This is a genomic window from Paenibacillus solani (assembly GCF_050475945.1).
GTDB classification, from domain to species: Bacteria; Bacillota; Bacilli; order Paenibacillales; family Paenibacillaceae; genus Paenibacillus_AQ; species Paenibacillus_AQ solani_A.
This window is the reverse complement of sequence record NZ_JBCMXJ010000004.1, coordinates 46,936-62,873: the sequence shown is the minus strand read 5'-3', so window position 1 is coordinate 62,873 and position 15,938 is coordinate 46,936. Positions and strand designations below refer to the sequence as shown.

The 15,938-nt window shown below is 49.5% G+C and carries 16 protein-coding genes; all 16 read right to left on the bottom strand.

The window, feature by feature from the left end; translation table 11 throughout:
- Window positions 1–459 precede the first annotated feature (459 nt).
- Complete coding sequence (lysS, locus tag ABEQ74_RS01635) at window positions 460–1,971, bottom strand: lysine--tRNA ligase (protein ID WP_430118761.1); 1,512 nt, start codon at window positions 1,969–1,971, stop codon at window positions 460–462.
- A gap of 228 nt (window positions 1,972–2,199) precedes the next feature.
- Window positions 2,200–2,676, bottom strand: coding sequence for a transcription elongation factor GreA (greA, locus tag ABEQ74_RS01630; RefSeq protein WP_009591919.1), 477 nt, complete (start codon window positions 2,674–2,676; stop codon window positions 2,200–2,202).
- A gap of 210 nt (window positions 2,677–2,886) precedes the next feature.
- Window positions 2,887–3,912, bottom strand: coding sequence for a tRNA dihydrouridine synthase DusB (gene dusB, locus ABEQ74_RS01625; protein WP_430118769.1), 1,026 nt, complete (start codon window positions 3,910–3,912; stop codon window positions 2,887–2,889).
- Between the two features lie 240 nt (window positions 3,913–4,152).
- Window positions 4,153–4,359, bottom strand: a complete 207-nt coding sequence (locus ABEQ74_RS01620) for a helix-turn-helix domain-containing protein (protein ID WP_430118759.1) — start codon at window positions 4,357–4,359, stop codon at window positions 4,153–4,155.
- The gene (gene folK / locus ABEQ74_RS01615) at window positions 4,311–4,859 is read right to left on the bottom strand and encodes a 2-amino-4-hydroxy-6-hydroxymethyldihydropteridine diphosphokinase (protein ID WP_430118757.1); all 549 of its coding nucleotides are present in this window, start codon (window positions 4,857–4,859) and stop codon (window positions 4,311–4,313) included. Before folK ends, ABEQ74_RS01620 begins: the two co-directional genes overlap by 49 nt.
- Window positions 4,860–4,866: 7 nt before the next feature.
- Entirely contained in the window at window positions 4,867–5,229 is a 363-nt protein-coding gene (folB, locus tag ABEQ74_RS01610) for a dihydroneopterin aldolase (protein WP_054404975.1), read from the bottom strand.
- Window positions 5,230–5,252: 23 nt separating this feature from the next.
- Window positions 5,253–6,128: a dihydropteroate synthase gene (folP, locus tag ABEQ74_RS01605; RefSeq protein ID WP_430118754.1), complete on the bottom strand. Its 876-nt coding sequence runs from the start codon at window positions 6,126–6,128 to the stop codon at window positions 5,253–5,255.
- Complete coding sequence (locus ABEQ74_RS01600) at window positions 6,109–7,011, bottom strand: aminotransferase class IV (RefSeq protein WP_430118752.1); 903 nt, start codon at window positions 7,009–7,011, stop codon at window positions 6,109–6,111. Before ABEQ74_RS01600 ends, folP begins: the two co-directional genes overlap by 20 nt.
- A complete protein-coding gene (gene pabA, locus ABEQ74_RS01595) occupies window positions 7,008–7,589 on the bottom strand; it encodes an aminodeoxychorismate/anthranilate synthase component II (RefSeq protein WP_054404982.1) in 582 nt (193 codons plus the stop codon). The genes ABEQ74_RS01600 and pabA overlap by 4 nt, the downstream gene beginning before the upstream one ends.
- Window position 7,590: 1 nt before the next feature.
- The gene (locus ABEQ74_RS01590; protein WP_430118749.1) at window positions 7,591–9,246 is read right to left on the bottom strand and encodes an anthranilate synthase component I family protein; all 1,656 of its coding nucleotides are present in this window, start codon (window positions 9,244–9,246) and stop codon (window positions 7,591–7,593) included.
- Window positions 9,247–9,509: 263 nt separating this feature from the next.
- Window positions 9,510–10,445 carry a cysteine synthase A gene (gene cysK / locus ABEQ74_RS01585; protein WP_430118748.1) on the bottom strand — a complete coding sequence of 312 codons (936 nt, stop codon included), beginning with the start codon at window positions 10,443–10,445 and terminating at the stop codon, window positions 9,510–9,512.
- A gap of 250 nt (window positions 10,446–10,695) precedes the next feature.
- The gene (locus ABEQ74_RS01580; protein WP_430118767.1) at window positions 10,696–11,721 is read right to left on the bottom strand and encodes a peptidylprolyl isomerase; all 1,026 of its coding nucleotides are present in this window, start codon (window positions 11,719–11,721) and stop codon (window positions 10,696–10,698) included.
- Window positions 11,722–11,741: 20 nt separating this feature from the next.
- Window positions 11,742–12,626, bottom strand: coding sequence for an Hsp33 family molecular chaperone HslO (gene hslO / locus ABEQ74_RS01575; RefSeq protein ID WP_430118746.1), 885 nt, complete (start codon window positions 12,624–12,626; stop codon window positions 11,742–11,744).
- Window positions 12,627–12,681: 55 nt separating this feature from the next.
- Window positions 12,682–13,446 (bottom strand): type III pantothenate kinase, encoded by a 765-nt coding sequence (locus ABEQ74_RS01570; RefSeq protein WP_430118744.1) that lies wholly within the window; start codon window positions 13,444–13,446, stop codon window positions 12,682–12,684.
- Window positions 13,443–14,318, bottom strand: a complete 876-nt coding sequence (nadC, locus tag ABEQ74_RS01565; RefSeq protein ID WP_430118742.1) for a carboxylating nicotinate-nucleotide diphosphorylase — start codon at window positions 14,316–14,318, stop codon at window positions 13,443–13,445. The genes ABEQ74_RS01570 and nadC overlap by 4 nt, the downstream gene beginning before the upstream one ends.
- On the bottom strand, window positions 14,308–15,924 hold the full coding sequence (nadB, locus tag ABEQ74_RS01560) for an L-aspartate oxidase (protein WP_430118740.1): 1,617 nt from the start codon (window positions 15,922–15,924) through the stop codon (window positions 14,308–14,310). The genes nadC and nadB overlap by 11 nt, the downstream gene beginning before the upstream one ends.
- Window positions 15,925–15,938 lie beyond the last annotated feature (14 nt).

Below are 15,938 nucleotides of genomic sequence, written 5' to 3'. Positions count from 1 at the left end.
CAACGTCCCGCCTAAGCGGTCCATTTTACTCACTCGTTGTTCAGTTTTCAAAGATCAACTTCTTCGTTTATCGCCAACAGTTTATCTCGTTAGCAACTCTTATATCTTATCACATCCGCTCGATCATTGCAAGCTTTTTTTGAATTTATTTTTTTAAAAATTCATTTCAGCTTGTTGTCTCATGCGTTTGTTTCGACCGTATTTCTTGGCCGGAAATATAATATACCATGGCATTTGATATTATGCAACCCATTTTTGAAAATTAATTAGTTAGCAAAATAATACATTTATTGATTCGCTTTAGAGTACCTAATATCCCTGTGTTTCGACTGTCTTGGAGCAAGGCTTCCATACAAGCCTACTATAAAGAAACCAAGTTTAACATAGAAGCAAAAAGGCAGCCTTCTATAGAAACCTATAGCCGACTGCCTCTTCAACAATTTAAGCCTGATGCATATTCTATTCCTTATTCCGCATATGTGGGAACAGCAGCACATCACGGATGGACGGGGCGTTTGTAAGCAGCATGATCAATCGATCAATGCCGATTCCGAGACCACCTGTAGGCGGCATACCATATTCCAGCGCACGCAGGAAATCCTCATCCATTTCATGTGCTTCGTCATTACCTTGCTCTTTTTCCTTCATCTGTGCTTCAAAGCGCTGGCGCTGATCGATCGGATCATTAAGCTCGGAGAATGCGTTCGCGTGCTCACGCGCCACAATGAACAGCTCGAAGCGATCCGTAAACCGCGGATCTACATCATTCTTCTTGGCAAGTGGAGAAATCTCCACCGGGTGACCGGTAACGAAGGTCGGCTGGATCAGTGTCTCTTCAACGAATTGCTCGAAGAACGCGTTCAGGATGTGCCCGAAGGTCATGTGCGGCTCCACCGGAACTTTGTGTTCTTTTGCAAGGCGATGTGCTTCTTCGTTGGACATTTCCACTCCAAAGTCAACACCAACCACTTCTTTTACAGCATCAACCATGGATACACGGCGCCATTGCGGCGTCAGATCCACTTCATGTCCTTGATAGGAAATTACTTGCGTTCCCAGCACCTCTTGCGCAATATGAGAAATCATATTTTCGGTCAGTGCCATAATATCTTTATAGTCAGCATAGGCTTCATATAACTCAATCATCGTAAACTCCGGATTATGACGGGTCGAGATCCCTTCATTCCGGTATACGCGGCCAATCTCATACACCTTCTCCAAACCGCCTACGATCAAGCGCTTCAGATGAAGCTCAATCGCGATCCGCATGTACAGCTCCATATCAAGCGCATTATGATGCGTAATAAACGGACGGGCCGCTGCACCTCCTGCAATCGAATGCAAGGTCGGCGTTTCCACTTCAAGATAGCCATGGGAATCCAAATAACGGCGCATGGACTGGATAATACGCGAACGGGTGATGAAGGTCTTCTGAACATCAGGATTGATAATCAGATCGACATAACGCTGACGATAACGGAGTTCCACATCCTTCAACCCGTGGAATTTCTCAGGGAGCGGATACAGCGACTTCGAAAGAACTTCCAGCTCCTTCACTTTTACGGTTGTTTCACCGGTTTTGGTCTTGAATAAGACCCCTTTAACCCCGATGATGTCTCCAAGATCAAGGATGCTGAATGCTTCATACTGCGCTTCTGCAATGGAATCCTGCCTTACATAGATCTGAATCCGGCCGCTCAGGTCCTGAATATGAGCAAAAGAAGCCTTACCCATGCCTCGTTTAGCCATGATTCGGCCAGCCAGGTTAACTTCGACCTGTTTCTCTTCGAGCTTTTCCTTGGACAGCCCATCATATTGCTCCAGAATTTTACCTGCGTGGTCTTCTCTTTCATATTTTCCGCCAAACGGATCGATACCCAGCTTGCGAAGCTCGTCCAATTTGTTGCGGCGGATTTGCAAAAGCTCACTTAACTCCTGTTCTTGTTCCTGATTGTTCATTTCTTCCGTCATCGTCAATCATCTCCTTCATTTCGCTTCCACCCTCATCCCCATGAACAGCACCGAAGCCATCACCAGCTACATCACCCGGTCGACTCTAGGATCACTTGTACACAGGCGGCTAGGACTTAACAGCAGGACAGCCATCACATCTGACATATCCTAGCCCATTAAGCCCTAACTCAGCCTTGCCTATTTAAAAAAGCCCCCCGAAGGAAGCTTTCTGTACCACATTCCGACTTACTTCTTAATATCTACAATTTTATATTGAATAACGCCCGCAGGAACGTTAACATCTACAACCGATCCTTTTTGCTTGCCAATGATCGCTTTTCCAACAGGGCTCTCGTTCGAGATTTTGTTGTTGAGCGGATCCGATTCAGCTGTACCTACAATGGTATATTCCATCGTGTCGCCGAATTCCAAATCCTCTACGATCACCGTGTTACCGACACCGACCACATCGGTATTGATATCATCGTTATTGATAATACGCGCATTGCGGAGCATTTTCTCCAGCGTAATAATCCGGCCTTCGATAAAGGCTTGCTCGTTCTTGGCGTCTTCATATTCGGAGTTCTCGCTAATATCACCATAACCAATGGCAACTTTAATCCGCTCCGCCACTTCGCGGCGTTTCACAGACTTCAGATTCTCAAGTTCGTCCTCCAGTTTCTTCAGACCGTCCTGTGTAAGAATGACTTCTTTATCGCTCATTAACCGATTCTCCTGTCATGTAAATAATTTAATCCATGGTATCAACATACTATATGCGAATTCTTAGGGATCAGAACTCCCCTCTGATGCCAGCTTAATTTCTTGAATTTATACTGAAAGATTATATGGGAACCATTTCAAAAAGTCAATGCGCGTAAAGGCTGTCACGGATGTCGCATACACGCACCCATTAACAGCCTGCACCCGGTGTTATCCTGTTGCCACAGCGGTTTGAGGATATACACTATTAGCCGATTCTTCTGGGGTCTCCAGATTGTTGACAAAGTTATTCAGAAGGCTCACCAATTCATCGCGTTTCGTTTCTTCCATAATGATATCCTTGACGCGGGCAGAGCCTTTCAGTCCTTTCAAATACCAGGCTAAATGCTTGCGCATTTCCCGTACAGCTACGGCTTCGCCTCGCAATGCAATCAAGCGGTCCATATGCAGGATGGCAATTCGGATTTTCTCTTGGGGAGCCGGATCTGACAGCAGCTGACCTGTTTTGAGATATTCCACGGTACGATACAGCATCCAAGGATTCCCGAGTGCCCCACGGCCGATCATAACTCCATCACACCCTGTCGTATCGAGCATCCGGCGCGCATCCTCAGGCGTCACCACATCCCCGTTTCCGATAACCGGAATCGAGACCGCTTCCTTCACTTGGCGAATGATGTCCCAATCCGCGTGTCCGGTATACAGCTGCTCACGTGTGCGTCCGTGAACACTAACGGCCTGGCCGCCTGCACGTTCGACAGCCATCGCATTTTCGACAGCATAGATGTGATCGCTATCCCAGCCTGTACGCATCTTTACTGTTACCGGCTTGTCTACGGCATCCACCACCGCTGCAACCATTTCATAGATTTTATTCGAATCCAGAAGCCAACGGGCACCCGCATCCATCTTTGTCACCTTCGGTGCAGGACAGCCCATGTTAATGTCGATAATATCGGCATTGGTCTGCTGATCGACGACTTTAGCCGCTTCCACCAGGGATGCACGATCGCCGCCAAAAATTTGCAGGCTCAGCGGCTTCTCCCGCTCGTCGACAAACAGCATCTCCTGCGTGCGCTTGTTGCCGTGAACAATCGCCTTGCCGCTGACCATTTCAGCGCAGACCAATCCGGTACCGAACTCCTTCGCGATCAATCGGAACGCCGGGTTGCATACGCCAGCCATAGGCGCCAGAACCACCTGGTTCTTCATCTCAATGTTCCCGATTTTTAATATATCCACTTCATGTATCACTCCCTTATAATAAAATATTTATAGTCGAAAGATCCCATATCTCATGCAAGGATCCCTAAATTTCAAATCAAGGCATCTTACCCATCCATTGAATCAACGTCCAGCTAACCCATACTACATACTTCTTACAGGTCGTATTCAGAAGCATGTTCCGTACCTTAATGGCAGTGTTTAATATGGATAAAAAATTACCTTGCTGCAATAGTTACCTATGCAGATTATCTAGCTCCGTTCCTTAAGCTCCTGCAATGTAATACCTAGAACGTCTGCGATCCGGATCAATACCTGCTCCTCAGGACGCCGATTTCCGCGTTCAACGGCACCTAGCACGGCCAATGAAATGCCCGTGCGCTCCGCCAGTTCTTGCTGGGTCAATCCTTTTAACTTTCGGAAAGCGCGGATACGCTGCGCCAGTTGCTTGTTTTCCAAAGCTGTATTCCTTCCTTTCCTTCCAGGTTCTCAAGTGCTGTCTTCACCACATGGTATAGACCCGAAGGCTCAGACTCAAATACGATATCGGCAAGCGGTCTGAGAACAAAAGCCCGCTCCTGCATGCGGGGATGAGGAAGGATGAGATCCGGCGTATCCAAACGACGTCCTTCCATCCATAGCAGATCGAGGTCCACCGTTCTTGGTCCCCAATGAATATGACGAACCCGTCCAAGCTCCTTCTCAATGCGCTGCATTTCGGCAAGCAGCTCATGCGGACTCAGCGAAGTCGATAAAGCTGCGGCCATATTAAGAAACATTGGTTGATCAACATAACCGACAGGATCAGTCTCATACAAGTTGGATACGCGCTCTACATTAATGCCGGGCACTTCATCCAACCGTTCCAGAGCCTCCATCAGGTTAACCTCCCGGTCTCCCAAATTAGCCCCTAAAGCAATATAAGCCTCTGAGCACTCAGAGGTAACATGTGAATTCATGATCTTCTCACTTCCTGGTCCGGTGCAGCTCGATGGTCACACCTTCAAAATGAATGTCAAAAGGCGGGTGCGGCTTCGTTAATCGGACCGTTAAAGCATCGATAATAGTATAAGTGTCCAATACCTTGGATGCAATATGTTCCGCTAACGCTTCAATCAGGCGAAACGACTCTGTTCGCATAATATCGAGCAACAGCTCGTGAATTTCGGCATAATTTACCGTTAATGTCAGGTCATCTGTCTTCGCGGCTTTGCTCAAGTCCATCTCGAGTTCGAGATCCACGTAGAATCGTTGACCCAGCTTGCGCTCTTCTTCAAAGACGCCATGATAGCCGTAATATTCCATGCGGCTCAGTATCATTTTATCCATTACGTTCTCCGCCCTTCTATCCCTTATTTACGAAAAATGGATACGCGCTCAAGCTCTGTTGAAGCGTAAGTCATCGCATCGCACATCAGTGCAGTCCGTTTCATATGCTTTACGTCATGGACACGAACGATCTGGCAGCCTTGGGCAATACCATAAGCCACCGTGGCCGCTGTTCCTTCCAGCACATCTTGGGCGGGAGCGCCAAGCGCGGTCTGGATGAACCTTTTGCGGGAAGTAGCCAGCAGTACCGGGAACCCAAGCCCTACAAGCTGATCGAGGGAGGCCATCACTTTCATATTCTCGTCATAATCCTTGGCAAACCCGATACCCGGATCAAGCCAAATATGGTGATTCTGGACGCCTGCAGCCCGCGCAATCTCAACGCTCTCCATCAAGTCGCGCTTTATATCCTCCATAAGATTGGTATAGTTCCGATCATGGCGATTGTGCATCAAAATAACGGGACATCCCAGCTCCGCAGCTGTCTTAGGCATATCAGGATCACCCGTTAACCTCCAGATATCATTAATGATGTGGGCCCCTGCTCCAATTGCTTGACGCGCTACTTCCGCTTTATACGTGTCAATGGACAGCGGAATATGAGGCGCACGCTGGTGAATCGCTTCAATCACCGGAATGACGCGGGCAAGCTCCTCTTGAGCTCCAACCGGTTCATGCCCTGGCCGTGTGGATTCCCCACCGATATCAATGATATCGGCGCCCTCTTCGATAAGATGCAGCGCATGCTCCACAGCGCGATCGATATCGTTATAACGGCCTCCATCGGAAAAAGAGTCCGGCGTCACATTCAATATGCCCATAATGAGCGTGGATTGACCCAGCTTCAGCGCTGCATCCTTGCTAAGATGATATTCACCTTCATAAATCGTTGTTTTCATGACCTAACCCTGCTTTCCTTCTATACGCACTCAGCAATAACCGCGTTAATGGACCAGCGATCCCTTGTCCAATTCTTAACGTCTGACCTTCTGTTCCAATCAACGTCGTAATCGGAACAATTTCTTGCACCGAACCCGTCGTAAATATTTCATCCGCTTCAGTTAATACATCCCAGCTATAACGACCTTCCTCGGCTTCTATACCAAGATCCGCAGCTAATTCCAGCACCACCGACCGGGTAATACCCGGCAAAATGCCGATGCCCACTTCGGGTGTAAATAAGCGGCCCGCTTTGACAAAAAAGACATTGCTTACGATCCCCTCGGCCACTTCCCCTGCAGCCGTTAGCATCAGGCCTTCTTCCGGCTCGCTCGATCGGCTGTCATACCCGGACAATTCACGCTTTGCTAATATATTGTTCATATAATGCAGAGATTTCATACGGACCGGCGATTCTGGAGTGTTCCTCGGAAGAGACAACCGCCGCAGAGCTCTGCCATTCTCGTAAAGCGCTGGATTAACAGCTGGCAGCTCTTTGGCGAATAGAATCTCCGTAGGTTTTGAATAATCGCCAGCAGGCAAACCGAGGATCCCTTCTCCAGCCGTGACGGTATACCTGATATAGGCATCCCGGAGGCCATTGGCCTCCATTAGCTCCGATATCCAGCGGGATATCCTTAAGGGATCAGCGTGGTAGGGGATTCCGAGTGTTCTACAGCTGTCCATCAGGCGGTACAAATGTCGTTCTACTAAATACGGTTTCCCCTGATACGTCCGGAAAGTTTCGAACAACCCCATGCCGTACAGAAGACCGTGATCCATGACAGGTATGAAGGCGTCGGCAGCTTCAACAACGCTGCCGTTCATGCCAATATATCTCATGCCTTGGCGCCAGCCGTGCGCTTCAGGAAGTTGCGCAGCATCTGATGGCCATGGTCTGTAATGATGGATTCCGGATGGAACTGTACTCCTTCTACGGCATACTCTTTGTGCCGCAGACCCATGATTTCTCCCTCAGCTGTCCAAGCTGTGATCTCCAGCTCGTCCGGCAGGGTTTCCTTCTCCACGATTAGCGAGTGATAGCGCGTTGCAGTGAACGGATTCGGCAGGTCTTCAAACACCGAGCTGCCCATGTGCTGGATGGCCGATGTTTTCCCGTGCATAAGACGCTCTGCACGAACCACTTGGCCGCCAAAAGCTTGCCCGATGGCCTGATGGCCAAGGCAGACACCGAAGATGGGAATGATACCTTTGAAATGCGAAATGACATCCAGCGTGATGCCTGCATCATCCGGCGTGCACGGACCCGGCGATATCAGGATATGGTCCGGGGCCAGCGCCTCGATACCAGCGATATCAATTTCATCGTTGCGGTACACCTTGACTTCCTCGCCGAGCTCTCCCAAATATTGAACCAGGTTATACGTAAACGAATCATAATTATCGATAACAAGTATCATGTTATTTCCCCCCTATATTAGCAGCAACCGCTGCTTCCTCTTCACTGCACATGAGTGCCGCGATTAAAGCCTTAGCCTTGTTATGGCACTCCCTGTATTCCCGATACGGATCGGAATCAATGACAATCCCTGCACCTGTCTGGATATAGCCAATGCCATCCTTCACTGCCAGGGTACGAATAATGATATTAAGCTCCATATCACCATTATAATCGATCCAGCCCATGGATCCCGTGTAGGGGCCTCGCGTTACAGGCTCCAATTCCTCGATGATCTCCATGGTCCGGATTTTGGGTGCGCCTGTAATGGTGCCGCCAGGGAAGGTTGCCGCAATGACGTCATATGCATTATTGCCCTCTGCAATCCGACCTTCCACTTGCGACACCAGATGCATCACATGAGAGTATCTCTCAACCGTCATCAGTTCGGGAACATGCACGGTTCCGTATGCGGCAATGCGGCCAATGTCATTACGCTCCAGATCAACCAGCATAATATGCTCGGCCCGCTCTTTCTCACTGCCTAGCAGTTCTGCTTCCATCGCCTCATCCTCTATCGTGTTGCTGCCCCGGCGGCGGGTTCCAGCAATCGGCCGGGCAGACACGACATCGCCATCCAGCTTGACCAAGAGTTCCGGCGATCCGCTGGCTAAGCTGAAGCCCGGCGAAGACAAATATCCCATATACGGGGACGGATTCAGAATACGCATCCACTCATAGATATCGGCTGGGTCCGCATGCAGCCGCAGATGTCGTCTTAACGACAGATTGACCTGAAATACGTCACCTTGCCGAATATATTCTTGAATCGACAGCACCGCCTGCTCGAACGCTTCTTGTGAAAAATCAGCTTCGAGGAGATCCCATCCTTCTACATTAGGACCTGACAGCTCCTGCGCTTTCTTCCAGCGTTCCTGCCATACATGCTCTTCTCTGGCTGCCGAGTCTTGCACGCCGGGTGTTCCGAACAGGTGGTTCCACTGAGTCATCATCGATTCAGCCCTCTTACAAGCGTCCTCGTATAAGCTTATTAACAACCTCTCTTGTTCTTCTGTAAGCACCGATGTGTTAGAAGCGTCTGCTGAAGTATCGAGCGCTTTATCTCCCCCCGAACAAGATGTCGATGCCCAAGGCAGAGGGACATGAACAGAGCAGTATACACTATCATCCGTATGATCATAGATCCAAATCTCTTCCATGCGCATCCACAGATAATCCAGAAACCCCGGGTCATCCTTGGCTATAACGGGGAGCCGTTCAATCGATCGGATCACGTCATAACTCAGGAAACCAGCGCATCCACCGCGAAAGTCCGGCCAGCCCGGTACACGGGGAGTCTTCCAGCGCTTCATCCATTGCTCTAACAGAAGCAGCGGCTCTCCCGTGACCTCTGTTCGCAGACCGTCAGACACCTGGATAATCTCGCCATGTTCTCCCTTTCCCTGCAATATGGAAACAGGTTGTAATCCCAGATACGTATAGCGTCCGCCTTTGCCGCTCTCCAGCACAAAGGCATAAGGCGATGCCGCTTTCCATGCATGCCTCCATGACAGGGGTAATCCTCGTGTTACTCCTTTATATTGAACCAGATAGGGAACGACGGACCAGCCCTCCTTAGCCCAAGCCTGCCACTGGGCCAGCTCCACTCTTCTCTCCATGCCGTTCCTCCCCTTAGTCTTCAAAAGCCTTACTGTTGCCTGTCAGTATACTGTAATCCGTCTCTCTTGAAAACCCTAAATAGGAGCTCGTTCAACAATAATTTTCAGCATCTGACTTGGGGCTCTTATTTAAGCGTTTTCTTCAGAAATTATACGCAAAAAAAGCCCTCAATGCGATAAGAACGCATTGAGGGCATCTTCCTTGAATCTCAATTGCTCATCCAATGGAAGAACGAACACGCACAGCATATGACCAAAATAACTTATTCGAAGTTATAGAGCGGAGTACTCAGGTAACGTTCCCCGTTACTTGGAATAATAGCTACTACACGCTTGCCTTTGCCCAGCTCTTTGGCAACCTTCAATGCAGCATATACAGCTGCACCAGAGGAGATGCCGCCAAGAACGCCTTCTTCCTTCGCCACGCGGCGGGATGTTTCAAAGGCATCATCATTCTCTACATGAACGATTTCATTATAGACTTCTTGATTCAAAATTTCGGGGATAAAGTTTGCACCAATACCCTGAATTTTGTGTGGTCCCGGTTTACCACCGGCCAGAATTGGCGATGCAGCCGGCTCAACGGCGATAATCTTAATATCCGGGTACTTCTCTTTCAGCACTTCTCCGGCACCTGTAATCGTACCGCCCGTTCCGATTCCGGCCACGAACGCATCCAGGGAACCGCCAATCGATTCGATAGCTTCAACAATTTCCGGACCTGTCGTTTCACGGTGAATCTTCACGTTGGCCTGGTTCTTGAACTGCTCGGCCATGAAGAATCCGGAGTTTTCCTTAACAATCTCTTCCGCCTTCTTAACCGCACCGTTCATTCCTTCCGATCCCGGTGTCAGTACCAGTTCCGCGCCATAGGCACGCAGCAGGTTGCGGCGCTCCAAGCTCATCGTTTCAGGCATAACGATAACCGCTTTATAGCCTTTGGCAGCTGCTACCATAGCCAGTCCAATACCCGTATTTCCACTTGTTGCTTCAACTATGGTGCCGCCGGGCTTCAAACGTCCATCCTTCTCTGCTTCTTCCACAATGCTGATCGCGATCCGGTCTTTAACGCTTGCACCCGGGTTCTGGTATTCCAATTTCAGATAGATTTCTGCGCTATCCTCAGGAACGATCCGGTTCAAGCGGACGAGTGGAGTACCACCGATAAGTTCTGTCACATTATTTACGACCTTTGCCATAAAGAAGCCCTCCTCATAAATATAAAAGTTAGATATGTTAGCTCATACACCATGTTGTTATTCATTTTGTTATCGATTGATCGAATGTACGTATATCTGGATGATTGATAATATAAAGCCAGATTCAGTCTAAAACGCTTGATGATCTTGGCTCCCTTAATATCCGAGTAAATAGGTAGGTTTTTGTAACTTCATCTTAACAAACGTTCTGGACCATTGTCAATATCCCATAACTCGAAAATCTACATTTCTAGTTGAATTTTCCTGTGACTTTGGTACCGGAATACGCAAGATACCCTTCCAACAAAAAAGGCTCCTGCAGCGAGATGTTACTCTGCCGCAGTAAGCCTTCCTTATGGTCTATGATACGTGCCGCATATTTTTCACGGAGCTGGCGCTCCAGCTCCGACAAGGACACGGACTGTTCTAAAGCCAATTGCCTGCGAACCGCTTCACGGATGCCTTCCTCACTAAGAGCTTGGGGCTGGATAATATCCTGCACATAGACAATGGCATAGGCGTCTGTGAGCGAGATAGGCCCTGCAATATCTCCCGGTTCAAGCGTTAAGGCTGCATCAAGCACCGCGGGCGGCACAAAAGGGTCATCCTCTTCTATTAGGCCGATCTTCCCGCCATCTTCACGAGTATATTCATCCATGGATAATTCGGTCGCGAGATCGGCGAAATTCTCCCCATTCTCCAGCCGATCCATGACTTGATCCGCCTCGGATTCGGACGGAACTTCGATCATGGACAGATTCAGCTGTTTTTTGGGGCGGAATTGATCAGGATATTGTTCTAGATAAGCATCAATCTGCTGTTCTTCAATGTGTACGTCGGAGGTTGCAATTTTCTCCAGCAACAGCCGATATATTGTCTCAGTCTTTAATTCACTCTCCGTAATGCCAAGCTGGTCTTCCATCTCTGATAAGAAGCGTTCCTTGGAACCATAGCTGCGGCTCATGACTTCGAGCTCCTCATCGACTTCACTCATCGTAATATCGATATCTTTCGCTCTGGCCTCCAGCGCAACTGCCTGCCGATTCAACATCGTCATCAGCATTTCGTTGCCATAGCGCTTCTTAAGCTCATCAACCCACTCATCTTCGGTGATCGCCCTGTCCTGGATGGATGCGACTGTCTGGGTGCCATCTTGCAAGGGAGGGGAAGGCTCTTGAGATCCCCCTTCAGAAAATATAATCCAGCCGCCCATACATAATACGCATGCTGCCAAGACAATGACGGTCGCCCGCAATCCCTTCTCTTGTCTCGTCATCACGGTCGCTCATCCCAACGTTAAGATTTGGCGCGCTCTAGCACGGATTTTAGCTGTTCTTCATCGAAATGATACTTCTCATTGCAAAAATGGCATGAAACCTCTGCCTGTCCATCCTCTTCAATCATCTGCTGAAGCTCATCCTGTCCTAAGCTGATCAAAGCACGTTCCACGCGCTCATGGGAGCAGTCACAGCTGAAATACACTTCCGATTCTTCCATGATAGTCACATCCGGAAGCACTCGCTTCAGAATGTCTTCAAGCTCCAATCCTTCTTCCAGCATCTCCGTTATCGGGGGGATTTTGCTAAGCGCGAGCTCAATATCCGTAATTTCCTCATCCGTAACGCCAGGAAGCAGCTGAATAATAAAGCCTCCCGCATTCGCTACCGAATAATCAGGCGATACGAGCACTCCCAGGCTTACTGCTGAGTTTGTCTGTTCGGAGACAGCAAAATAATACGTGAAATCCTCGGCCAGCTCACCCGAAATGATCGGTACACTGCCACGGTAAGGCTCTTTCAACCCAAGATCCTTGATGACATCAATCTGGCCGGTAGTTCCTACAGCCGCGGCCACATCCATTTTCCCTGGGCGAATGTTCGTCATTTCCACATGCGGATTTTTGACATAACCCCGGACCTCGCCTTTGGCATTGCTCTCTGCTGCAATCAGACCGATCGGTCCATCGCCGCGCACCTGGATGCTAAGACGCTCGTCTCCCTTCAGCATCGCTCCCATCATCGCTGCGGCAGACACGGTTCGGCCTAGGGCCGCTGTGACTACAGGGAACGTATCATGTCTTCGGCGAAGCTCTTCGACCAGATCGGTTGTCCGAACGGCAAATGCCCGCACCTTTCCGTTTAACGCGGTTCCCCGCAGCATACGGTCTTTTTGATTACCCATCTAAAGGCCTCCTTGTCTTTCTAGTTGTAATATTTATAACGGTTTGTTATCGGTTTTAGTTACGCTCATAAATTATACGCAAGCCTTCCAATGTCAGAAGGGGAGAAATCTCCTCAATGGACTCGGTTTCACTGGCAATCAGCTCAGCCATTCCCCCTGTTGCGATAACCTTAACATTGTCCGTTCCCATCTCGGCTTTTATACGCTTGACTAGGCCATCAACCTGTCCCGCATACCCGAACACGATCCCGGCCTGCATAGCATGAACGGTATTACGCCCAATCACTTTCTTCGGCTTTTCGAGCTCTACTCGTGGAAGCTTGGAAGCACGCTGTACAAGAGCCTCCGTAGCAATGCCAATGCCCGGCACAATCACGCCGCCTAGATAGTTGCCTGCTGCATCAATGCAATCAAACGTCGTCGCCGTACCGAAATCCACTACAATCAGCGGCCCCCCGTACTGCTCGACGGCTGCTACTGCATTCACGATCCGGTCAGCCCCCACCTCGCGCGGATTCTCATAACGCAGATTCAGGCCGGTCTTGATTCCCGGTCCCACAATCAGAGGCGCCTTGCCTATATATTTATTGCACATCTCCTCTACAACTCGCACAAGCGGAGGAACTACAGAAGAGACTATGACTCCTTCTATTTGGCTTACCAATATATTGGACATCTGAAACAAATTGTGAATCAATACACCGTATTCGTCCACGGTAGACTGACGTGAAGTACTAATCCGAAAATCATGCAGCAGCTTCTTGCCCTGATACACGCCCAGCACAATATTGGTATTCCCTACATCCACTACGAGAATCAATTCTCTGCCCCTCCTTTCTTCGCATTCAGATCCAAACTGATATCAAGACTATGGAATGAATAAGTCAGGCGTCCAACCGATATGACATCCACCCCGGTCTCTGCTATTCCACGCACGGTCTCCAAAGTCACATTTCCCGAAGCTTCGACTCGAACATGAGGAGCCTTCGCCTTGATTCTTCGCACAGACTCCGCCATCAGGTCATGACTCATATTGTCCAGCATAATGATATCAGCGCCAGCAGCCAAAGCTTCCTCCACCTGATTCAAGCTCTCCGTTTCCACTTCGATTGTCATGGTATGCGGAATTTGGGCTCTTGCACTGCTAACCGCTTGCATGATGCCCCCTGCACCTTTAATGTGATTATCCTTGATCATGACGGCATCATACAGACCGAAGCGGTGATTCGCACCGCCGCCAACCCGAACGGCATATTTCTCAAGCATCCGGTGTCCTGGTGTCGTCTTGCGGGTATCTACCAGCCTCGTCGGTAATCCCTCCAGCATATTTACAAAAGAGCGCGTTCTCGTCGCGATGCCCGACAGGCGCTGTAGCAGATTCAGAGCAAGCCGCTCGCCCGTTAAAATATGGTGGGTGCTTCCCTCAACCTCAGCCAGAATCGTTCCCTTCTTCACGGCTTCCCCATCCTGAACGAAGGCCGTAAACTTCAGCGATGGATCTACGGTTTGGAATACCAGCTCTGCCACCGGCATACCCGCTATGATTCCTTCCTCCTTGGCATGGATGATCGCCTTGGATTCATGACCTGGCTTAATGGTGGTTAGCGTTGTCACATCGCCGGATCCCACATCCTCTTGTAACCAGGCGCGTATGCTTTGCAGAAGGCCATCATTGTATCCATTAAACATCATCGCATCTTTCCTCCATCATTCTTTGATCCCGAGTATGTACAATATGCTTCTGCCATATACGGTCATCTCGTTCCGGAAAATCCTCACGATAGTGGGCGCCCCTGCTTTCTTCACGACCCAGCGCTCCCTGAACCACGAGCAGGGAAGCCGTAAGCATGTTGGCAAACTCGTATTCCTCACGCTTGGTGAGCACCGTTTGGAACAAAGGCAGCTGACGCGCAAGCTCTTCCTCTGCTCTTAATAGAGTGTCCCGATTCCGCCTTAGGCCTGCATACCGTACCATTACTTTTTGAAGCTTTAAACGTTTCTCCACCATCGCTTGCGATGGAGTTTCTTTTCGTCCAGCATGAAATGACACTTGAATAGAGTTCTCGGATAGCTTCGGCAGTTTATTAATCCGATCGACGATACGACTGCCGTAAACGATGGCCTCTGACAGCGAATTACTTGCCAGTCGGTTGGCCCCATGCACGCCCGTGGACGAAACCTCTCCACAAGCAAATAATCGCTTTACGCTGCTTTCGCCGTACAAATTGGTTTTAATACCGCCCATCATATAATGTGCAGCTGGAGATACGGGAATCCAATCTGAAGTCAAATCAAGTCCATACTGCATGCATGTTTCATAAATCGTTGGGAATCGATGCTTGACCAGCTCCGGCGGCTCATGGGTGACATCGAGATAAACAAAGGTTGATCCCGTTACTTCCATCTCACTGACAATGGCCCGGGCTACGATATCACGCGGTGCTAATTCCAGCAATTCATGATATTTCGGCATAAACCGTTCTCCCTTAATATTGCGCAGAACAGCGCCTTCGCCGCGAACAGCCTCTGATATCAGAAAACGGGGCGCGCCGGGATAACTTAGCGCCGTCGGATGAAATTGAATAAATTCCATGTCTCGAATCTCTGCGCCTGCCCGATAAGCCATCGCAACCCCGTCCGCAGTCGCAACCTCCGGATTCGTTGTATACCGGTACAATTGTCCTGCTCCTCCAGCACACATGATCGTCGCCAGGCCGCGTACAAACACTCGCTGACCATCCGGCATTTGGACAATGGCCCCATGGCATTCGCCTTGCTCGGTAATCAGATCAATAACAAAATGATCATCCCATACCTCTATATTGTGAAGCATTTCAACCTGATTGGAAAGGGCGCGCACAATTTCATACCCGGTCGCATCCCCATTGGCATGGAGAATGCGCCGGTGGCTGTGCGCGCCTTCTTTAGTCAATGCGAGCTCGCCATTCTCCACATCGAACATGGTCCCTAAACGTATCAGCTCCTGTACCCCGAGCGGGCCCTCGTTAACAAGCACATCGACCGCAGCGGATGAGCATAAGCCTGCCCCCGCCAGCAGGGTATCCTGGCGGTGGTAAGCCGGGGAGTCATCCTCAGCTGTAACAGCTGCAATTCCACCTTGAGCATAACGCGTATTGCTCTCAAGGAGCGATTTCTTCGTAATCAGCAGCACATTCTGAGTCGCACTTGCCATGATTGCCGTATACAAACCTGCTATGCCCGAACCGATTACGATAACATCGGTCTGGACTATCGGCAGATCGTTTAAATCGAAATCAATGAGATACTGCGGTATCAAGATGCCTCACCTGT